Raw genomic sequence first — 21,967 nt, forward strand, 5'->3', positions numbered from 1 at the left:
CCTTTATTAGCAATACCGACCCCACAACCGCGCCCATTGGGCGTGTCAGCAAGATCACAGAATCGACTAAACTCGGCCGCCGAACTGTGCGATACTTAGGCTCATTTTTTTTAAGCATAAGACTTGAGCGATAGATGGATAAGATTGAAATACGCGGCGCACGGACCCACAATCTCAAAAATATCAACCTGACTATCCCAAGGGATAAGTTAATCGTTATCACAGGGTTATCGGGTTCAGGCAAATCTTCCCTAGCATTTGATACCTTATATGCCGAAGGCCAACGACGTTACGTTGAGTCTCTTTCTGCCTATGCCCGCCAATTCTTAAGCTTGATGGAAAAGCCCGATGTCGACCATATCGAAGGCTTGAGCCCGGCAATTTCCATCGAACAAAAATCGACGTCCCATAACCCGCGCTCCACCGTCGGGACTATTACCGAAATTTACGACTATCTGCGTCTGTTGTTTGCCCGTGTGGGCGAACCGCGCTGCCCGACACACGGCCAACCCCTTGCGGCGCAAACCGTGAGTCAGATGGTCGATAAAGTGTTAGAAATGCCCGAAGACAGCCGCTTGATGCTGCTGGCGCCCGTAGTCAACGGTCGTAAGGGTGAGCACGTTAAACTACTCGAAGGTTTATCGGCGCAGGGCTATATCCGCGCCCGAATCGATGGCGAAGTCTGCGACTTAACCGATCCACCAACACTCGATTTACACGTTAAGCACACCATCGAAGTGGTGGTCGACCGCTTTAAAGTCCGCAGCGATATCCAGCAGCGTCTCGCCGAATCCTTTGAAACCGCGCTCGAACTCTCCGGCGGGATTGCCGTGGTCGCCAGCATGGATGAAGGCAACACTGAAGAATTAATCTTCTCTGCAAATTTTGCCTGTCCGCACTGCGGTTATTCAATGGCAGAGCTTGAGCCACGGATTTTCTCCTTTAACAACCCGGCGGGCGCTTGCCCGACCTGTGATGGTTTAGGGGTACAACAGTTTTTCGACCCCGACAGAGTGATCACTAATCCTGAGTTATCCCTTGCGGGCGGCGCGATTCGTGGCTGGGATAGACGTAACTTCTATTACTTTCAGATGCTGAGTTCGCTCGCCGACCACTATAAGTTCGATGTCGAAATTCCCTTCGAACAGCTGTCGGATAAGGTGAGAAAAATCGTCCTCTACGGCTCAGGCAAAGACAGCATCGCCTTCAAATACATCAACGACCGTGGTGATGTGGTGGTGCGCACTCACCCCTTCGAAGGCATCTTAAATAATATGGACCGGCGCTACCGCGAGACCGAAAGCAACGCGGTGCGCGAAGAATTAGCCAAGTTTATCAATACTCAAGCCTGCCAAAGCTGTGGCGGGTCGCGCTTGCGCGAAGAAGCCCGTAACGTGTTTATTGGCGATCTTAACCTGCCAAAACTCACCGTTTGGTCGATAGGTGAAGCCCTAGACTACTTCGACAAACTCGAGTTCAGCGGCCAAAAGGCACAGATCGCCGAGAAGGTACTGAAGGAAGTGCGCGATCGCTTAGGCTTCCTAGTTAACGTCGGCCTCAACTATTTAAGTCTGTCGCGTTCGGCCGAAACCCTCTCAGGCGGTGAAGCGCAGCGTATTCGTCTCGCCAGCCAAATCGGCGCAGGACTCGTCGGCGTGATGTATGTGCTTGACGAGCCTTCTATCGGCTTGCACCAGCGAGATAACGAACGGTTATTGCAGACCTTAATCCACCTGCGGGATTTAGGTAATACAGTGATCGTAGTGGAGCATGATGAAGATGCGATTCGTATCGCGGATCATATTATCGATATCGGCCCAGGCGCTGGGGTACACGGCGGCGAAGTGATTTGCGACGGCCCAATTGAGAAAATTGTCGCCTGCGACGAGTCCGTGACTGGCCAATATATTTCGGGCAAACGCAATATCCATATCAGCACTCCACGTACGCCTTACGATCCAAAACAAGTGATTGAGCTTTACGGCGCCCGCGGCAATAACCTGCGCAATGTCGACTTAACGGTTCCCGTAGGCCTGTTCACCTGCGTGACCGGGGTATCGGGTTCGGGTAAATCGACGCTGATTAACGACACCTTCTTTAGAATTGCCCATAAGCAACTCAACGGTGCCACAGTCGATGAGCCTGCACCTTACGATCGCATCGTCGGCATGGAGCAATGCGATAAAGTGGTCGATATCGACCAAAGCCCAATTGGCCGCACGCCGCGCTCCAACCCTGCCACTTATACCGGTATCTTTACGCCTATTCGGGAGATTTTTGCTGGAACGCAGGAGTCCCGTACCCGTGGTTATCAAGTGGGCCGTTTCTCCTTTAACGTGAAAGGCGGTCGCTGTGAGGCCTGCCAAGGTGATGGCTTAATTAAGGTCGAAATGCACTTCCTGCCCGATGTGTATGTGCCTTGCGATGCCTGTAAGGGTAAACGCTATAACCGCGAAACCTTAGAGGTGCGCTACAAGGGTAAGAACATCCACGAAGTGCTGCAAATGACAGTGGAAGATGCGCGGGAGTTTTTCGATGCCGTGCCAGCCATTGCCCGTAAACTGCAAACCCTGATGGATGTGGGTTTGTCCTACGTACGTTTAGGCCAGAGCGCGACCACGCTGTCGGGCGGTGAAGCCCAAAGGGTGAAACTCGCGAAGGAACTCTCTAAGCGCGATACGGGTAAGACCTTGTATATTCTGGATGAACCGACAACGGGCTTGCACTTTGCCGATATCCAATTGCTGCTCGATGTGCTGCATCGCCTCAAATCCCATGGCAATACTATCGTGGTGATTGAGCATAATCTGGATGTGATTAAAACCGCAGACTGGATTATCGACTTAGGTCCAGAAGGCGGCGGTGGCGGCGGCACTATCCTAGCAACTGGTACGCCAGAAGAGGTGGCAGAGCATCCAACGTCCCATACCGCGCGCTTCCTAAAGCCGCTGCTGGAAAGGGATGCTAAGCTAGCCAAACAGTCATAACCTCAAAATCAAACAGCGCCTTGGAATACTCCTAGGCGCTGTTGATAAAACCAGCCCAGTATAAAAACTCTCTAAAGCTCGCCATTTGCCGTTATCAACCGAGGAGGACATCTTGCCAACGCATCGCCCTAGTTTAACTAGCTTAAGTAGTGCCAATGTATTGCTGATTGCCTGCCTAGGATTAACCCTCGTGGCTCTGACTATCGCGGCTATCGATCCGCTTATCGGTCAACCCAAACGTCTACAGGTGACTGTGTTAGACAGCACAGCCGATAGCAGCCTGCTCGCCTTGCCCGATGGCCGGATCACCACTTTAGATCAAGGCGGACTCACCAAAAACGCCCAAGTTACCATTTGCGCACGTACCCATTTAGTCTCTGGCTTGGAGCACTTTAATTTAAGCCGTCATCAAGAGGCGACACTCTCCCCCGAGATCCGCGTCTTAGACTAATTCAGCATTACGGCCAATGCACCCAGGCTAAATCCCTGTTAGGCTTAGGATTGATCCTTTCTATTGCCAACCTTAAGGATAGCCATGGGCAATTTGGCACAGGCATTCACAGCAATCACTCGCCCCCGCGCTCAAGGCATTGGCTTGAGCTTATTACGCTTGTGTATCCTCAGCTTGTGTTTGGGCCTTACGGCCTGCGCCAATCAACCCGTCGAATACACTTGTTCACCTGAGGCGATTCGATTGAATTGGGCCGAACCCTCAGTTCTTAAGCAAACGGTAGCAATACTCAGCGCCGCAGAATTAATGGGGCGTAAAACCCAAACGCAAGGCGCCGCCAAGACTCGCGACTATTTGAACAGCCAGTTTCAGCAACTCGGACTCAAAGCGTGGGGAGAGACCTTCGAGGTGCCCTTCGAATATGCCACGCTTTTTAGCCAAGAGACGGGAAGCAATATGGTAGCGTTAGTCCCCGCACGCCAACCCACTCATCGATGGCGCATTGTGGTGGCTCACTACGATCATCTCGGCATGAGTGGCAGCAAGATTTACCACGGCGCCGATGATAACGCCTCAGGTGTTGCCGCCCTGTTGGCTCTGGCCGCCCACTGGCAAGCGCAGCTAAGCGCCGCCCCCGATTCGTTGCCCAACATTAACTTAATGTTTGTCGCGACCGATGCCGAAGAGCCGGGGCTGTTTGGCAGTACGGCCCTCGTCGAGCAACTCAAGCAGCGCATGCCCGAGGCGCAATTTGAACTGATGCTCAATCTCGATATGATTGGCCATCCGACCCGACCCTACGCTATTTACCTCGAAGGCAGCCGCAACTTTTATCAGTTTCCACAATTTAGGACCATGCTAAACGCGAATAATCACCTCTGTATTAAGTTGAGCCATCCCAAACCCGTGGGACGAAGCATCCAGAGTACCGACTGGCTGAGAGCCTCGGATCATTATCCTTTCCATAAAGCCAAGATCCCTTGGCTCTATTTTGGCGTCCCCACTCATCCGCAATACCATACCCCCGAGGATACCCCCGACACCTTGGACTATGTTTTCCTCGCGGCGGTGACAGAATCCGCCTTCGAAATCCTACGACTCAATGGCGACTTTTTGAAAAATTAATCGAAGTGGCGCGTTTCTTGCTCAGTTTTTGCAAAAAATATACGCAAAACCCTGTATTTATCCTCAGTCAGATTGGTAAAGTGGCACACATGCTGCTATAATCTGGCGTTTTCGGTGCGGGAAATCGACACGGGGTTGATTTTCTGTCTGTGAAACTTAAGCGCCAATCCGGGCGCATCCACAAGGCTACAACCCAATGTCATCCAGTGAAAGAACTTTCCGTGAACTCGGCTTGTCCGAGAATTTGTTGCGTGCTCTTGACGAGCTAGGTTACGAAAAACCAACGCCAATCCAATCAGCCAGTATTGACCCATTAATGGCTGGCAAAGATATTTTAGGTCAGGCACAAACAGGCACAGGTAAAACTGGCGCCTTCGCCCTGCCCCTGCTCAACAAAGTGACCAGCCAAGCTGTTCCACAAATCCTAGTATTAGCGCCAACCCGCGAATTAGCGGTGCAAGTAGCAGAAGCTTTCAGCAGCTACGCGAAATTTATGAAAGGTTTCCATGTACTGCCAATCTATGGCGGTCAGAGCATGCATCAGCAATTAAACGCCCTGAAGCGTGGTCCACAGGTTATCGTGGGTACACCGGGTCGTGTTATGGACCATATGCGCCGTGGCACCTTAAAGCTGGAAACCCTGCAAGCGCTGGTACTCGACGAAGCCGACGAAATGTTAAAAATGGGCTTTATCGACGATATCGAATGGATTCTGGAACACACGCCAGAACAGCGCCAACTGGCACTGTTCTCGGCCACTATGCCAGAACAAATCAAGCGTGTTGCTAACAAGCACTTAAAAGATGCGACTAACATCAGCATCGCTGCGAGCCACACCACAGTTGACTCTATCGAGCAACGTTTCGTGCAAGTGTCTCAGCACAACAAGTTAGAAGCCTTAGTACGCGTATTAGAAGTTGAAAATACTGAAGGTATTATCATCTTCGTTCGTACCCGTAACTCATGCGTTGAATTAGCAGAAAAACTCGAAGCCCGCGGCTACGCTTCATCACCACTGCACGGTGATATGAACCAGCAAGCCCGTGAGCGTGCGGTTGAGCAGCTGAAAAGCGGCAAGCTAGACATTCTGATCGCGACCGACGTTGCGGCTCGTGGTCTGGACGTTGAGCGTATCGGCCACGTAGTAAACTACGATATCCCTTACGATACTGAAGCTTACGTACACCGTATCGGTCGTACTGGCCGTGCTGGCCGTACGGGCATGGCGATTCTGTTCGTGACCAGCCGTGAAATGCGTATGCTGCGCACCATCGAGCGCGCAACCAACAGCCGTATTTCACCAATGAAGGTACCAAGCCCAGAGACGGTTGCAGAACGCCGCCTGTCTCGCTTAGGTGAGCAATTAGCGCAAACCATGACACAAGATCTGGACTTTATGCGCGAAGCAGTTGCCCAGTTATGCCAACAACTGGAAGTGGATACCGATCTGCTGGCCGCAGCCCTGCTGCACCAAGTTCAGCAAGAACGCCCACTGCAATTACCTGCGATTCAAGAGCGTACCCGCGATGAACGCAATGAGCGCAGCGAACGTGGTGCTGAACGTGGCGAGCGCGGTGAACGTCGCAGCCGTGAATCACGCCCACTGCCAGCTAGCCTTGGCAGCGCCGAAGCGTTAAAAGACAACCCAGATCTGAAGATGTGCCGTTATGTTATCGATGTAGGTCGTGACAATGGCGTGGGTGTGGGCAACATCGTTGGCGCTATTGCAAACGAAGCTAACATCGACAGTCGTTACATTGGTGCTATCCAGTTATACGATGCAGTGACTACCGTTGACCTGCCAGACGGCATGCCAAAAGAAGTACTGCAGCATCTGAAGAAAGTGCGCGTATGTGGCAAGCCACTGAACATCCGTGAAGCTGGCGATCAAGTCTTCGTAGACTCAGGCCGTGGCGCACGTAGCGACCGTCGTCCACGTGGTGATCGTCCAATGGGTGAGCGTAAACCACGTTCAGCCTCTGGCGACAAACCATTTGCTGACCGCAAACCACGTTCAGACAAGCCAGCAGGCGAGCGTAGACCACGTAAACCACGCGAAGAGTAATCACCAAATCTAAGCCATTAGGTTAAGCTGATTTAAACAAACGCATTAAAAAAGGAGCCTAGGCTCCTTTTTTGTTATTTTAAAATCGCTCCCGCTCAAACTTCACTGGCCAGTTGATATTTCGAGCAGGTATAGTCAATAGCAGGATGCCTAACTTAAGGACGCTAAATGGATTTTTTAGCGCTGATCATTTACCCATTTATCTCATCACTGCCCGAGCTAGCTAAGTCATGCAGCGAAGATAAAACCTTATTAATCATGGTACTTGTCGGTTGTACTCTGTTTGCAGGCTTTATTGGATTGTTAGTCGCCATGGCGAATTAACTTGCACTTAGGCTGACATGTCTATTAGTGTCGCCTTAGTCTTTGGCAACACAATTAGTGTATTTCGATGAAAAAAGCCCTTACCGCTGGCCTGTTATCCGCCTTTATCGCCCCCGGCAGCGGCCATTTTTACCTTAAACATAAACGTTCGGCGCTGGTGTTTTTCTGCTTAGCGGTCGTGAGCCTTATGCTGCTACTCATGCAAATCTATCAAGTGGCGCAAGTGATCGCCTTAGAGATCCAAAACGGCACTCTACCCCTAGATGTCGGCGTGATATCCGCCGAAATCACTCAACAAACCCAAACCACCATGGCCAATGCCAATGAACTGCTCTATGGCTTTCTGCTCTGCTGGTTAGTGGCATTAGTCGACAGTATTCGGCTTGGGCTTAAGCAAGATAAACAAGATGCCTTAACATCGAACACATCCAACTAAATAATGCACAATTTTCAACGCCCCATTTCACCCGTTAGCGGACTGAGTCACTCGGCATGACTAATGTCCAAGCGTCGATAAAGCTCTGATAATTAGCGATGAGCAAATCTGCCGCTTGGGCATAGTCGGGCACTTCTTCTGGGCAATAGAGGGCGCAACGGCTCCCCGCGTTTTGCGCGGTTTGCAGATCAAATAGATAATCCCCCACATACAAGATATCCGCCGGACTCAACTGCCATTGCTCGCAAATCAAGTGGATACCCTGCGGATGTGGCTTTGGCTCGGCATCGTAACGGGTCAGCACTAAAGGGATATCAATACCGAGTTTTTCGATAGTGATTTTGGCCGCCTCGGGCATATTGCGAGTCAAAATCGCGAGAGGTAGTTGTCGCATCTTTAAAAAGGCAATCAACGCATGCGCCCCTTCAATCCAGCTCGCCTGACGCGAACTTTCCAGCTCGTAGTCATGGACAATTTCGAGCGCCTGCATCTTAGCCATCGTGGTGTCGAGGCTATGTATATGCTCGAGAATATCGGTCCCCGAACCAATACCTAATGCCGCCCTTAAGCCTTTAAAATCGGGGTTTGAATGGGCAAGCGTACCGTCGAGGTCAAAGATCACCCCGCGGATTTGTTCAAGTTGCATATCGGTCAGGCGTGTTATCACTCGGGTACCTATTCAGTGGTTTGTGAAGCGGGTTGCAAACGTCGTGCGCGGCGCTGGCGATACATGGGCAGTAACTGCACCACCATCACTGACACAATAATCACCCCTATGCCGAATAGCGATAGCGCATCTAATTTATCGGCCTTAAATACATCAGGCCACCAACCGATACTCACCACTAATGCCGTAGCGCTAAAGCTAAATACCGGTGTTAACGCCAGCATGGCGCTCACCTGTGCCGTCGGCCAGTATTTCATCGATTGTCCGAAGCAGCCGTAGGCAATCAAGGTATTAGCGGCGCAAAACAGCGCCACTTGCCAGTCGAAGCTATCCATTTGCGTAAACTGACTAAAATCGCTAAAGGGCGCCATCGCAAAGATCCCTAAGGCGTAGATGACTAAGAGTACGTTGGCGGGGGACAAACGGTTCAAGAGTGACTTTTGCAGCAGCGCATAGGTAGTCCATGACAATGCGGAAAACTGCACTATCATCACCCCAAGCCAGATCTCATGGTTATCGGTGGCGGAAAAATCTAAATAGGGATGGAAAAACATCAACATCCCTAAAGCTAAGCTGGCAAAACAACTGAGCTGCACCGCATTCAAGCGTTCTTTAAAAAACAATACGCCGCCAAAGGCTAGAAAGAATGGCGAGGTTTGAAAATTAAGCTGCGCTGCCCCCGGAGCCAAATAATCGAGGGAATACACGAATGACACATAGTTAAGCATTAAAAACAGTCCAGCGAGGATAAGCCTGAGCCAAACCTTGGCATCGAGCGCCGTAAACTGTTTCAAACTCCCCGCGCTCCACTGCACCAAAATACTGACGAGGAGCGCCACTAAAAAACGGAACCAAGTCAACGTCACAGGATCGATAAAACTCCCCGACAGCTTAAGCGCTATGGGTAACATGCCCCAAAACAACACGGCGACAGAAATAAACAACAATCCTAATTGAGCATGATTAGTTGCCAAGGATCCAGAGTGGCTTTGATTCACGGAAAAGTCCCAGTAGTACCGCAGAAAGGAACGCCATTCTGGCACCGCGGCGCGCTAAGATCTAGCCTAAAAAACGATTAACTTTTCAGCCGGATTGGATAGTTAAGCTGACACTAAATCAATCTTGACTGGCGATAAATGCAGAGCATTTCAAGATAAGTTTTATCAAGCCTTTAGCAGCACAAAAAGGTATATTGAGCGCAATTTCTCTTTTGGCTCAGATTGGATTTGCAGAGTCGAGTTATGCCTTATGCGCTCAGTGATTGCGACATAAACTACTTTGCATAAGTCTTTTTAAATAAGTTAGTTAGGATTAAACATGTCACAGACAGACGCTAAAACACAGCTTGAGTCCATTAACGTAGCAGCACAAGAGCTCGCCCAGCGACGCGCCAAAGGTGAAGCGGGCGCCCTGTTAGAAGAAGCGCTAAGACCGAAAGATTTCCCCCAGGCCTTTGCCATCCAGCAGACCATTGCGCAGCAGTTTAGCAACCAAGGCAACCCGATTGCGGGTTGGAAGTGCCTACTGCCAACCGCAGAAAAAACCGTGGTAGCACCTATCTATCAACATGATGTGTATGTCGAAACCGCCGAGTGTCCACTTTATCCTTCGAGCAAAGGGCTTGCCCGCGTCGAACCCGAGCTCGCCTTTGAAATTGGCAGCGATTTACCACCACGAGCAACACCTTATTCGGAAGCCGAAATCGATGCTGCTCTCGGTAGAACGCGCCTCGCTTTAGAACTTATCCAAAGTCGTTATCAAAACCCAAGCGAAGCCAACCACTTCGATGCTCTCGCCGATGGTTTAGTCAATCAAGGCCTATGGTTAGGGCCAGAAATCTCAACCTCGGCTGAAACAGGCCATTTCGCCCTGAGTGTTGAAGTTGCCGCTGGCGGACGGCAAGCAAGTGAGACGCTGCAAAAAGCTGCGGTTCATCCCAACGGTTTCCCTAAAGCAGGGCTTTATTGGTTGGTCAACTTCTTATCAGCCCAAGGGATTGGCTTAACCCGAGGACAGTATGTGATCACAGGCTCCTATGCTGGGGTATTAGATCTGCCGCTCAATCAGCACTGCCAATTCCACTACGGCGAGTTAGGTCAATTTGGTTTGCAGTTCGTGGCTAAATATGTCCCCCCTAAAGAGCGCCAAGCAAATCGGTAAAGTCAGAAGGTAGGCAAATGCTTACCTTCTACAATCCCTACTGACCAACAGAGGGAAAACAAGCTTGTATCAAGAGTGAAACATTTGTACTATCCGATGGAACTAAATATAAGGATATACAAGATGTTAGACGGAAAAATATTACCCTTAGCCAGTCTATTTGCTTTAGCCTTAAGTACTTCGTTACCCTTAAATGCCTCGGAAAACACATTTTCCCAAGCCTACAGTGACTACCAAACCGCACTCAAACAAGGTGATAACGCCCAAATAGAAGCCAGTGCCAAATGGGCCTTCGAACTGGGAGAAACTCAATATGCGAAGGACAGTGTCGACTTAGCTAACCTCGCCATGAACTGGGCTGGTGCAATAGAGAAGCAAGTCGCCCCTTACCCATTTGCAGAAGAGAATTTGCCAAAAACAGCTAAGGCGAATGAGTTATATCAACTCGCTCTCACAAATTATAAAGTTCATTATGGTAAAGAAGCGCTTGAGCTTATCGATCCCTTACTTGGTGCAGCACAAACCGCCGTCGAAGCCAAAGATGCGAAAAATGATTTGCTTGATGCAATCACAATTGCTGAAAAATCCGATAACAAGAAACTGATCGCCGATGTAAAAATGGCCGCTTTTAACCGCTTATCCAATACTGAGCTATACACAAGAAGCGTAAGAAACTATGCCTTCGAGGCCTATGAAACTTACAAAGAAATCCAGCCCGAAAATGCCCTCGACAGAGTCAAAGCTACCTATGTAGTTGGTGCAGTTGAATATGCAGAAAAGCATGATGACGAGGCGATTCCATTACTGTTAGAGGTGGTTAAGCAATTTGAAGCCCTTAACTACAGCCACCCTTATGCGTTAAGCGCCCATGCTTATCTAGTCGAACTTTATGAGCGCCAAGGAAAGCGTGACGAGTCCACCGCCCACTGTATCGCCATCGGCAAAATGCGACCTTGGGCGGACATGCAGGAGCAACAACCGCTATTTCGCACGGAACCCAAATACCCTAAGTCCTACCTTATGCAACGTAAAAGCGGCTATGTGACCCTTAACTTCACTGTTGATGAGATGGGATTTGTGAAAAATCCTGAAGTGCTCGAATCCAAAGGTGGTGTGCTATTTGAAAAATCCACACTGAAAATGATCGAAGAATGGCGCTATGCCCCTAAGTTTGAACATGGCAAGCCCGTGTCAGCACAAACGACTGTGCGTATAGACTATTTCACCGATAAGTCTTAATCGGTTACTTCACCTCATATCCCAGCCCATCGCCTAATCCCGATGGGCTATTTTTATCTTCTGAAATAGAAACAGTTAGCTCGCGCTTTATCCGGCTTAAACAAGTCTCACAAATACAAGCCGTCGCAGGCTGCGATAATAGTTGCGCTAATTTATCGGCACTCAGCCCTACTGTATCGCCTGTCGATAAGCCTGCCGCCAAATCGCCAGATAGCAATTGAGTCAGATTAGGAAACCTCTGCTTAGCACACCAACAGTCACTGATATCTGCACCAAGAGTCATTGCGCACTGATTCGCCCCTTGGCATAAAGGGCAAATTTGCGCTGTATCAAACTGAGATTCTGGTAAGTGCTTAGGCACGGTAATCCTTATGGTATCGGTGTGATAACGCAGAAATAATAATGGTTTTTTCATTAACGTTGGAATAATCATTCCATCATCAAGGCACTCATATCGATTAAGCGTGCAAATAAACACCTAAGTTTTTATAGCCCTTTAATGGACGGTATTCATCAAGTGGTGTCTAACTAAAATCATATTTGGTGTATTTATTTAGCTCAATAAGCCGCATTCCTGCGTTATGGAAAGTGTATTCACGGATTCATACATGATGAGTGCGGCTTGTTGTAAATCCGAAGATTGAATAGATAAAGTATTTATTTAGAGGAATGCTTTAACGTTAAGCACAACGGCGTGTTGCTTTGCCTTGTTATGGATAATGAATTTCACTTTCTCTGACTTCGACATCCCCATTCATTTCTGTTTCTAAAATGTAAAGAGGATTGGGTTCAAATTTAATTATTGATACCACAGACCCAGATAGACCAGCGTGATTACCCAATGCAACAACTACATAGTCATTCAATAGGAATTTCACCCCTGAAACCAGCTCACCGCCAAACCATTTATTATGAAGCTCAGATGCTATGTTCATGCAATTACTCCATAACTCCGCACGATAGCCTTGTTAGGCGACGCCCCCAAGATAAATGAGTACAGCTACCACAAGCAACCCAACCCAGCCAGGATGCTTACCCCTGGTTGCAAACAATACCAACAAAGAACCAACGATAAATGCAAAAAGCAACGGATATATTACGATTGGGTCTGGCGACAACTTACTATTGGACAGAGACAACAAAATACCAGCAATACCAAACCCGAACGCGCTTGCAAGATGCCACGTGGCCCATAAAATTTTGACATTGCGTGCTTGGAGTGGAGGCGCTGATTCGGTTGGAACAATTCCTCGCTTGCGGAGCTTCTTAAATATGAGAATTTCGCCGAACATCGAGTGAACTACACCGACAATCACGGTAACTATTGCAGCAAAAATAAAATAGGTTTGCATCCGTTCTCCCATACCGCCTAACAGTGTATTACCCGCTCTTCTAATAAAAACCAACCCGAACAGAGTTAGACATAGGAATAAACGAGTAAATAATTTAATGACGCCAATAAGTTAACATCAGCATCAGTGGCCTATCAACATTTTTCATCCTGAAAAATCGAGACCTTATTTACCGAGAAGCATTTTGGCGCGGTAAATAATATTAGGCAAAATGAAAGAGTAATAATTTCATTTGATTGCATAAGCACCCAAGCAAAAACCGATACCTTTTTAGTCTCGATTTGAAGCCAGTTTACAAATTTCCCAGAAAGATGGGACGACAGGCACAAATCTTTAGGACTAACAGCTAATACCAAGGCAATAGAAGTTCACCTTCCCCTGCGAAGTTGCTGAAGGGCATTGAAGAAAATCACGTGACGCAGACAGGATGTCTGCGTAGCTTTCGGGGGGAAGGGACGCCCCATCGGAAGCGTTAGCGATTTTCGAATAAGCACGAAGCCACTAACCAATGCATGTAACTTCGCTAGGGGCGTCTTGGAGCATCCAAGGAGGATAGGACGAGCAGTCCTCCTTGGTCGGGTGTGGGGTGAAGCCCCACGACTTTGATTCACCTTGATCATAAAGCCGAAATGAATCAAGCACTTAGGCGATTTTACAAACCTCCCGTCCAGTGACTCGCTTTACTTCATTACACGAGCACTGAATGTGAGCTGCTCAACTAAGACTTTTTCGGAAACACCGGATAAGAGGCGGTGCCAAGCACTTTGCCATCGACTTCGACACCGTAGTAGTCATTGTCGTTATGGTATTTCTCCTGCGCTTGTTTCACATCGCCCTTATTACGGGGGTCCTGTGGCCGTTCATGGGAGTTAATGTAAGCCGCAACGTCCCAAGCCTGTTGGTTAGTCAGCTGAATACTCTTAGCGAAGGGCATGTTTTCATAAATGAAGAATGCGGCCGTATTCACCCTGTGCATACCTGCGCCCCAGTTGTAGCTCTTAGGACCCCATAATGGCGGCAGAGAGTAAACACCCGCAATCGCTTGGCCTTGACCATCGGCGCCATGGCACGCTTGGCAGTGAGCGGTATACACGGCTTTGCCACGCTCGGGTGAGAACGCGAGCTCAGGTTTTGGGATCTCAGGATAACCACGGCCAGGCAGATTTGCGCGTTGATCCACTGTCATGGCTTTGGCTAGCGTGTCAGGCAGTGGGAAATCCTCACGTTTGGCGCCTTTTACCAATTCGGCATCGCTGAGTTCTGGCACAGGGCCATCAAGGTTAGCCGCATCCATTAAACCACTCATCCCTAACCAGTAGGCATAGGCCGATAGCGCGACCAGCTCGGGGCTGCCCGCAGCGGGGGCTTTACCGTTCATCGAATAGTTAAAACAGCCTTGTACCCTTTCTTCAAAGGTATTTACTTTATCGTCTTTTTTACGATACGCGGGATACGCAAAATAGGCGCCCCAAAGCGGTGACGCATTCGCCTTACGGCCCGCATCCATGTGGCAGTTGGCACAGTTAAGCTCGTTACCTACATACTTATCTCTCAGCTGCTGGGTATTCACAAATAACTGATAACCTAAACGAACTTTATCGCCGAAGGCCCCTTCGGGAATCGCACTTAAGGGTCTTGGGGTTAAATAACTTTGATCAGGATTTTTAGGGACTGAAGGCAATGGCGCTTGTTTATCGGGTAACTCATTCGCGGCCTGCACTTGAGCTGTCAGCACGCCCATTGCGGCCAATAGTAAGATGGCAGAAGATTTCATGGCCGGCTCCTTATTTCAAATTCGCAAAGTAGTTCGCTAAGGCATCCACCTCGGCGGCGGTCAGCTTGTTAGCCACATTGGCCATCATGCCGTCCACATCTCCCTTACGAGTGCCAGCTTGCCACGCCAAGAGTTGCGTCTTGATATAACTGGCCTGCTGACCCGCTAAACGTGGTAACAAGCCGCCACCTAAACCCGAGGGGCCATGGCAAGTCACACAGGCCGGTAAGCCGCGAGACCAATCACCTTGATAGGCTAAGCGCGCGGTATCGTCGCTAAAGGTCACCTGCTCACCACGGATCACCGGCTTGACCTCAGTCTTAGGTGATTTGTCGGAGAAGTAACTCGCCACTTGCTCGATGCCATCACCTTGCAATGTCATCGCCATCGGCATCATGGTCGCGTTTTGGCGCACACCCGCCTGAAAATGTTGTAACTGGGTGGTGATATATTCTTTCGAGAGTCCAGCGAGACGGGGGCCGAGGGGTTCTATGCCCTCGCCTTCGGCGCCGTGACAGGTCACGCAGATTTGTCCCGCTGGCGGGACTGTAGTTGGATTGGCTATGGCTACAGAGGTCAAGGCACAGCCGTAGATGAGTGCGATGCCTTTAGTTAATGTTCTAATTTTAATGTTCATTTTCTATCCTTGAACAAACCTTGGCTAGCGCTTACACGGCTCTACACCATAGTGATGCCCTAAGCCTAGGTCGATAAAAAGAGATAATTGAGTGGTGCGTTCACACGTTTAGCCCACACTAAACGTATCGGCACAACATACTCCTTGAGTGAAAATGGAACAAGCATTAAAAAAATCTAATATTATATTCTTAATAACCAAATCGAGTAGCTTCAAAGCTATTCAATAACTTATGTAGCAGGTAACACAAAAACAGCGTTGCCACTATCGCCACAAAAATACTACTCACCCGGTACAGCGCACTAAAAATCAGGTCGTTGCCAGGAGTTAAGTATTGGCCAAACAAAATCCCTAAGGTAGTCATGGCGCCAAACCCCACACCTGAGCCACTCGCCTCCTTCACATGGGCCTGCGCAAACAGCATTAAACCAATCCACAGCAGCGGCACAATCAGGATCAACAATCCAGACCAGTCGTAGAGGAAGAGTTGCACCATCACTCCAAACGACACCCCAAGCAGGGTGCCCAGCGCACGTTTACGGGCATAATCCAGCGCCCCATTCCAATGCATGGGAAACAGGAGTAACAAGGTGGTCGCCTGTGCCGACATGGAGTCGCGCAAATCGAAAATCTGAAACACTAAGAAAGAGAGCGTGGCAATGCTGGCACCAAGCAAAGCCTCGTGGCGCATACGGTGCGGCGCCTTAGGACCGGGTTTGTAGGCTGGACGAGGTTCGACATCCGGCCAGAGTGCCGTCATCAGATAGGCAATAACCACAGACAATCCCGTCGCCCAGAAATTACTGAAGATTAAGTCATTGAGATCTGTGCCCGGATAGCTGGCAAAGTGCAGCATAATGCTTAAACTCAGCACGCCATTGGCACCAAATAGAAACAGGCTACCGCGGGACATAGCCGCAAAACGATATAAAAACAGTAAAAAGACAATCGGCGTCATCAATCCGGGATGGCTACCGAAGAAACCTCCGAGTAAGCCGACTTCAAGCCCCGCCATGGCCGATGAGGCCAGTAACTGCCGCATCGCATGGCCACTCATCACAGGGACTAATCCCAGCAATAACATTGGGGTTACCGTAAAAAACACCCCATTACTCCAGCCAAAGAGCTTACAGAGCGTAAAGCCAATGGTGCCGCCAGTGGCAATGCGTAAACACTGGCGTAAGTCATTGGTGGTTAAAGGGTTGTGGCGTAACAACATGCGAATTGCCTTGAGATTAATAGATGTAATGGAGCAGGCTAATGACCTTAATCTGCACCTTAGCTAGCAGGCTAAACAGCGCATTGTCAGGCAGTAATTGCACAGTGGCACGCGCACCTGCTGGCAAGCCATTCATGGCATCGTCATCTAAGACTAAATGCAGTCTTAAGCGCTGCGCATCACGCACCCAACGGTCCGACTCCTGCGGCGCCGCTAAGCGGCCATTGGCATCAAACTGCCCCGCACTCACACCGGCATCGACACTGCTCACTTGGGCGCGGTATAAACGGCCTGGTTCACCGTCGAAGGCGATTAATGCAGGGTAAGATGCGTTAACACCCCTTAAGGTTTTTTCACGGAAATCGGCAATAATATCTAACTTATCAGAGACTAAGGCTAGTAATGGCTGACCCACAGAGGCAAAACTACCGACCTCAAGCTGCAGGTTAGTCACTACACCATCCTGGTCGGCGTGAATTTGGGTATAGGATAAATTCAACTCGGCCTGCTCCAATGCATTTCTTGCTTGGCGCATTCTGAGGTTATCTTCACCATAGAGACCACGGCTCACTTTGAGTTTTTCGAGGCGAGCACTGGCGGCTGACAGATTCGCCTCGGCCGCCGCCGCGTCGCTATCGGCCTGATCACGTTGCTGCTGTGACACACCATGGGTAGCATACAGCGCATCTAAACGTTTAGCCTCGCGGCGTTTTTGTTGTGCCGTAGTCGAGCTGGCATTCACTTCGGCCTTGGCCGCCAACAACGAAGCATCTAATTCAGCATTGTCCTGACGCACTTGCTCTAGGGCCAATTTGGCCTGAGACACGGCTAACTCAAAGGGCGCAGGGTCGACTTGAAACAGTAAATCGCCCTTGGCGACCACTTGGTTATTCTTCACATTAATGGTTTGAATCTTGCCGCTGATCTGCGGAGTCACCTTAGTCACCACACGGGTTGCCATGGCCTGTGGGGTCAAGGGCATCATAGCGTCGGCAAACATAAAATAGCCAAACACGGCCACAAAACCGAGCATGGCGATTTTCACAAGGCGGGCAAATTGTTGATCCGGTGTCATCTTATTTCTCACTCAAGAATTTCTGTGCTCTTAGCCAATTTGGCTAAGGCGTTATCACTGATTAGGCTAATGATGCGTTCAAATTCGCTAAGCTCACTGGCGCTGATCCCAGCCAACAACTCTGCGCGCACTTGAATAATCCGCGCTTCGACTTGCTTTAATACATCCTTTCCCGCGGGTGTTAACGACACGATTCGGGCGCGCTTATCTTTAGTGCAGCAGTGACGCTCGACTAAACCTTGTTCCTCTAACTGCCCTAACGTGCGCATCAAAGAAGCCAATTCAATTTCCAGCGCATCCGCCAACACCTTTTGGCTCACGTTGTCGCCCAGACGCAATAACTTCCACAATGCCGTCCAACGAGGATGGGTTAACCCGAGTGGCGCTAATTCCACATCCGCCACGGTGCGCCATAGTCGGTGCAAGCGGCCCAAATGTTCCGCCAGGGATAACTCCTTTAATCGCTCTAATTCTTTCTGCATCATGCTTACTCATTTACTTAGCCTGCTAAGCATTATACTTAGTTAGCAAGCTAAGTAAATATTCGCCACAAAAAAAAAAGATCTGTGCACGCTGCCACGAAATCCCAAAACGGTATGAAACGGCGGTAGTAATATCACTTTGTGTGGGGGAAATAGACGCAGAAGATGGTGACATTAATCTCGTTAACCTATGAGATTAAAAACAATTTTTCCGAATGCAACTTCAATGCAAACCGCACGGGCGGGGGATGAACTCGCGCAGCTTTCGATGCGCTTAACGACTCTGCTGTCCCAATTTAAGATTTAGGAATTAGTCACTAGCCAAAAGCAAAACGCCGCTAAATAGCGGCGTTTTTTATGGATGTTTACTGCGTTATACCGCCTTTGGGCGAACCCCTAAGGTATGGCAAATCGCATAGGTCAGCTCGGCGCGGTTGAGGGTGTAGAAGTGGAAATCCTTCACCCCTTCACGGGATAGGACTTTGACCATATCGATCGCCACGTTAGCCCCCACCAGCTGACGCGTGCCCGCATCATTCTCTAGGCCATCGAACTGCTTATGCAGCCAGCTCGGTAGGCTCACATTGGTCATGCCCGCGAAGCGTTTTAACTGGGTAAAGTTAGTCACGGGTAAAATGCCGGGGACGATTTCGACATCAATTCCCGCCGCAACGCAGCGGTCGCGAAAACGCAGGTAAGATTCAACATCGAAGAAAAACTGGGTAATAGCACGGCTCGCACCGGCATCGATTTTACGCTTAAGGTTAATCAAATCGGCCTGAGCATTAGCCGCATCTGGATGCACTTCTGGGTAAGCGGCGACCGAAATATCAAAGTCGGCCACTGAGCGCAGTAAGCGCACTAAATCCGCCGCAAAGCGAGTTGGTTTCGGGCTGCCCGCTGGTAAATCGCCACGCAGTGCCACTATGTCGCGGATCCCCGATTTCCAGTAATGCTTCGCCAGATCTAACAATTCTTCGTCGCTGGCATCCACTAAGGTTAAATGCGGCGCGGCAACCAGATTGGTTTCTTTTTGAATACGTTCAATCACACCATGGGTGCGGTCACGCACGCCCGAGTTGGCACCATAGGTCACTGAAACAAACTTTGGATTCAGCGGCTCTAAACGGCGGATAGAGTTCCACAGGATCTGTTCCATTTCGGGGGTTGATGGCGGGAAAAACTCAAAAGAAACATTAATATCGCCATTAAGTTCAGACAAACTTTGGTTTAGCGAATGTGAATGTTGTGCGTGATGAAAAGCCATGTGTATTTCCTCAACCGCCCGAGTGCGACGCTCCATCGCGCTGGTACGACTTATAAATGCAGTAATTTAATCCATATGGACGTTTGGACGTCTATATGTCCATATACTAGAGAAACTGGCCGTTAAGTCAAGCCAAAAAATCCCCCTTTTTGGCATTTTCTTATCCCTCGTTGACCACCTTGATTTTAGTCCTGATCTTCGCCAATAAAAAAAGGACTCGAATGAGTCCTTTACGTCTATGAATATTGGTCGAATCGGCTTGAAGATACGGGGGTTAAGTTCTTCAAGTGTCTAGGTTTATGACTACTCTTGCAGCAGATCGCGACAGATCTGCGTCAGATCCGATTGCACCGCTGCGGCAGTCACTTCACGCCCCGCACCCGGTCCACGGATAATCAAAGGATTACCTTGATAGAAAGCAGAGCGGATCACAAACACATTGTCCCCAGGCGTGAGGTTAGCGTAGGGATGATTCGCATCAATCCACTGTAATCCCACCTCAGCTTTCAGGGCCGCGTCGCTATTGTCCAAGGAGGCGACATATCTCAGTACCTTGTTTTGCTCCGCCGCAGCGCCGTATTGTTGCTGCAATTCATCATCCAGCTCAGCGATACGGGCAAGGAATTGCTCCAGTGGAATATCCGCTAAATGGGCCGGCACTAGGGAGCGCAGTTCAATATCCTCAAGCTCGATTTCCAGACCGATTTCACGGGCCAAAATCAGCAGCTTGCGCTGCATGTCGCGGCCAGAAAGATCGTCGCGGGGATCGGGTTCGGTAATCCCTAGGCCACGCGCTTCAACCACTAATTCCGAGAAGGGTTTGCTGGTATCGTATTTCTCGAATAACCAACACAGGGTACCAGAGAAAATCCCGCCGACGGCCTCAACCGTATCGCCGCTGTTACGCAAATCGTTTAAGGCGTGCTGGATAGGTAAACCAGCGCCGCAGCTGGCGTTATAGCGCCAGAATAGACGGCGATAACCGAGTTGCTCCTTCAGCTCGCGGTAGAACGGCAGCGGGCCAGAACCCGCAAGCTTGTTCGCGCTGACCATATGGATGCCACGCTCAAAAAACTCTGGGTATTGTAGGGTCAAACTGGCGCTGGCACTGATATCTAATGCAATCAGTTCATCGCAGTTAAGTTGTTCTAATTGTTCGAATAAGTGCTCATATTGCCAAGGTGTTGCCTCGGCATCGAATTCCTGCTGCCAGTTTTCCAAATCCACAGCCGTAGACTTGATCAGGGCTTTGCTGGAACTCACCAAACCGACAAGTTCGACACGCGCTTCAAGCTCTTGATTTAATGAGGGAGAAACTGACTTAAACAGCTTCACCCACGCCTCGCCAATATTGCCAACACCCAGCAGCAATACGCCAATGCGTTTGCGTGGACCGGCGCAGCGGCGATGCACTTTTTGCGTCAGCAGATTAACCTGCGACTGCGGTACTAAGGTCACCAAACTTAAGTCACCACTGAACAAGGGCTTAGCGTCGCGGCTCAGTAAACGGGCAAAGCTGCGGCGATAATGCTCGGCATCGGCACTCACAAGCGCCACTAAACCGAGTTCGGTATTAATTTGCAGATCTTTAATGCCGAGGGCTTCGGCCTGCGCATCCAATAATTTTTGTACTTGTTTTTGGTTTTCAGCGGTATAGGCAAGCTCAAGCCGTTGATGCGCCGATACCCAATGGGCCAGTGGCGTTAACCCTGCTTCGACTAATTGCTCGAGCAGACTGGCCACATCGCCCGCGATCTTAAAGCCAAATAACACCACGGCATTGAGGTTAGTCACCACAGGCGCACTCGCCGAGGAGCTGTGGGGAGCAATCAGGGTAAAGTCGGTATGGGAGGCGTAGCTTGAACGTACGGCGAGGCTCACCTCGGTGTTAAACAGCGGCTGCAAAGTGCGCGAATGCAAAACAGGCGAACCTAAACGTGCCAAGCGGTCTGCTTCGGCGAGGGACATGCTCTTGAGTAATTTCGCATCGTTGATCTTATTCGGATCAGCGTTAAATACCCCTTCAACGTCGGTCCAAATGGTCACGCGCTCAATGTCGGCAAGGCTAGCAATTAAGCTGGCGCTAAAGTCAGAGCCATTGCGACCCAATAGCAAGGTATCGCCACGCTCGTTGGCACAGATAAAACCGGTGATCACTAAACGCTCGTTAGGATGCGCGGCCAGTAAGGCTTGTACTTTGGCGCGGGATTCTTGCACGCGAATTTGCGGTACGGCGGCCTCATCGGCCACGAGAATCGAGCAGGCATCCACATGACTTGCGGCCACACCCGATTCGCGCAGCAGCGCCGCCATTAAGCGCGCCGACCAACGCTCACCAAAGCTCACCACATGGCTAATTTGGTAATCGTTACGGGAATCTAAAGATAATAGACTGATTAACTGAGCTTTATCCGTGGTTAAACGCTCACGCAGATCCCGCGCTTGCTCATTGGATAACAGCTGCTCAATCAAGCCTTGCTGATAGCTGATAAGAACTTGCAACTCTTCTTGCCATAATTGGTTGCTATCGCGCAGGGACAATAATTTATATAAAAAGTTAGTGGTTTTACCCGCGGCAGACACCACCACCAGATCATCACTATGACCATGGGTTAACAGAATATGGGCGACTCGGCGATAACAATCGGCATCGGCTAAGCTGGAACCACCAAATTTATGTAAGTGACAACGTGCCATCTCGAATTCC

The 21,967-nt window shown here is 49.7% G+C and carries 20 protein-coding genes; 8 read left to right on the forward strand and 12 right to left on the reverse strand.

Translation table 11 applies throughout. The features are described from left to right. Nucleotides 1-134 precede the first annotated feature (134 nt). From uvrA to SHEWMR4_RS17885, 6 genes are all read left to right on the forward strand, one after another. Nucleotides 135-2,987 (forward strand): excinuclease ABC subunit UvrA, encoded by a 2,853-nt coding sequence (gene uvrA / locus SHEWMR4_RS17865; protein ID WP_011624152.1) that lies wholly within the window; start codon nt 135-137, stop codon nt 2,985-2,987. Between the two features lie 112 nt (nt 2,988-3,099). Further along, complete coding sequence (locus SHEWMR4_RS17870; RefSeq protein ID WP_011624153.1) at nt 3,100-3,438, forward strand: hypothetical protein; 339 nt, start codon at nt 3,100-3,102, stop codon at nt 3,436-3,438. Between the two features lie 84 nt (nt 3,439-3,522). Next, a complete protein-coding gene (locus tag SHEWMR4_RS17875) occupies nt 3,523-4,563 on the forward strand; it encodes a M28 family peptidase (RefSeq protein ID WP_011624154.1) in 1,041 nt (346 codons plus the stop codon). A 196-nt stretch (nt 4,564-4,759) separates the two neighbouring features. Next, entirely contained in the window at nt 4,760-6,628 is a 1,869-nt protein-coding gene (locus SHEWMR4_RS17880; RefSeq protein WP_011624155.1) for a DEAD/DEAH box helicase, read from the forward strand. 168 nt (nt 6,629-6,796) lie between these two features. Further along, nucleotides 6,797-6,952 (forward strand): hypothetical protein, encoded by a 156-nt coding sequence (locus SHEWMR4_RS20965; protein ID WP_023268736.1) that lies wholly within the window; start codon nt 6,797-6,799, stop codon nt 6,950-6,952. 67 nt (nt 6,953-7,019) lie between these two features. After that, nucleotides 7,020-7,388 (forward strand): DUF6677 family protein, encoded by a 369-nt coding sequence (locus SHEWMR4_RS17885; protein ID WP_011624156.1) that lies wholly within the window; start codon nt 7,020-7,022, stop codon nt 7,386-7,388. Between the two features lie 34 nt (nt 7,389-7,422). Here SHEWMR4_RS17885 and SHEWMR4_RS17890 read toward each other — a convergent pair whose 3' ends face one another. Then, nucleotides 7,423-8,055, reverse strand: coding sequence for an HAD family hydrolase (locus SHEWMR4_RS17890; RefSeq protein ID WP_041408889.1), 633 nt, complete (start codon nt 8,053-8,055; stop codon nt 7,423-7,425). A gap of 8 nt (nt 8,056-8,063) precedes the next feature. Continuing rightward, the gene (locus SHEWMR4_RS17895; RefSeq protein ID WP_011624158.1) at nt 8,064-9,053 is read right to left on the reverse strand and encodes a DMT family transporter; all 990 of its coding nucleotides are present in this window, start codon (nt 9,051-9,053) and stop codon (nt 8,064-8,066) included. Nucleotides 9,054-9,372: 319 nt separating this feature from the next. On the opposite strand from SHEWMR4_RS17895, the gene SHEWMR4_RS17900 reads away from it, so the two are divergent. After that, nucleotides 9,373-10,215, forward strand: a complete 843-nt coding sequence (locus SHEWMR4_RS17900) for a hydratase (protein ID WP_011624159.1) — start codon at nt 9,373-9,375, stop codon at nt 10,213-10,215. 123 nt (nt 10,216-10,338) lie between these two features. Next, the gene (locus SHEWMR4_RS17905) at nt 10,339-11,454 is read left to right on the forward strand and encodes an energy transducer TonB (protein WP_011624160.1); all 1,116 of its coding nucleotides are present in this window, start codon (nt 10,339-10,341) and stop codon (nt 11,452-11,454) included. A gap of 4 nt (nt 11,455-11,458) precedes the next feature. Here SHEWMR4_RS17905 and SHEWMR4_RS17910 read toward each other — a convergent pair whose 3' ends face one another. From SHEWMR4_RS17910 to SHEWMR4_RS17955, 10 genes are all read right to left on the reverse strand, one after another. Then, on the reverse strand, nt 11,459-11,815 hold the full coding sequence (locus tag SHEWMR4_RS17910; RefSeq protein WP_041409169.1) for a cysteine-rich CWC family protein: 357 nt from the start codon (nt 11,813-11,815) through the stop codon (nt 11,459-11,461). A gap of 349 nt (nt 11,816-12,164) precedes the next feature. Next, entirely contained in the window at nt 12,165-12,389 is a 225-nt protein-coding gene (locus SHEWMR4_RS17915) for a hypothetical protein (protein WP_041408890.1), read from the reverse strand. 33 nt (nt 12,390-12,422) lie between these two features. Beyond that, nucleotides 12,423-12,806, reverse strand: coding sequence for a hypothetical protein (locus SHEWMR4_RS17920; protein WP_041408892.1), 384 nt, complete (start codon nt 12,804-12,806; stop codon nt 12,423-12,425). 718 nt (nt 12,807-13,524) lie between these two features. Then, nucleotides 13,525-14,580: a c-type cytochrome gene (locus SHEWMR4_RS17925; protein ID WP_011624162.1), complete on the reverse strand. Its 1,056-nt coding sequence runs from the start codon at nt 14,578-14,580 to the stop codon at nt 13,525-13,527. A 10-nt stretch (nt 14,581-14,590) separates the two neighbouring features. Further along, nucleotides 14,591-15,217, reverse strand: coding sequence for a c-type cytochrome (locus SHEWMR4_RS17930; protein ID WP_011624163.1), 627 nt, complete (start codon nt 15,215-15,217; stop codon nt 14,591-14,593). Nucleotides 15,218-15,407: 190 nt separating this feature from the next. Next, nucleotides 15,408-16,436, reverse strand: a complete 1,029-nt coding sequence (locus SHEWMR4_RS17935) for a DUF2955 domain-containing protein (protein WP_011624164.1) — start codon at nt 16,434-16,436, stop codon at nt 15,408-15,410. Nucleotides 16,437-16,452: 16 nt separating this feature from the next. Beyond that, the gene (locus tag SHEWMR4_RS17940; protein WP_011624165.1) at nt 16,453-17,511 is read right to left on the reverse strand and encodes an HlyD family secretion protein; all 1,059 of its coding nucleotides are present in this window, start codon (nt 17,509-17,511) and stop codon (nt 16,453-16,455) included. Between the two features lie 8 nt (nt 17,512-17,519). Next, a complete protein-coding gene (slyA, locus tag SHEWMR4_RS17945; RefSeq protein WP_041409173.1) occupies nt 17,520-17,993 on the reverse strand; it encodes a transcriptional regulator SlyA in 474 nt (157 codons plus the stop codon). A 373-nt stretch (nt 17,994-18,366) separates the two neighbouring features. Then, nucleotides 18,367-19,260, reverse strand: coding sequence for a methylenetetrahydrofolate reductase (gene metF / locus SHEWMR4_RS17950; protein WP_011624168.1), 894 nt, complete (start codon nt 19,258-19,260; stop codon nt 18,367-18,369). Between the two features lie 303 nt (nt 19,261-19,563). Next, entirely contained in the window at nt 19,564-21,957 is a 2,394-nt protein-coding gene (locus SHEWMR4_RS17955) for a bifunctional aspartate kinase/homoserine dehydrogenase II (RefSeq protein ID WP_011624169.1), read from the reverse strand. Nucleotides 21,958-21,967 lie beyond the last annotated feature (10 nt).

The sequence above is a fragment of the Shewanella sp. MR-4 genome (assembly GCF_000014685.1).
Classification (GTDB): domain Bacteria; phylum Pseudomonadota; class Gammaproteobacteria; order Enterobacterales; family Shewanellaceae; genus Shewanella.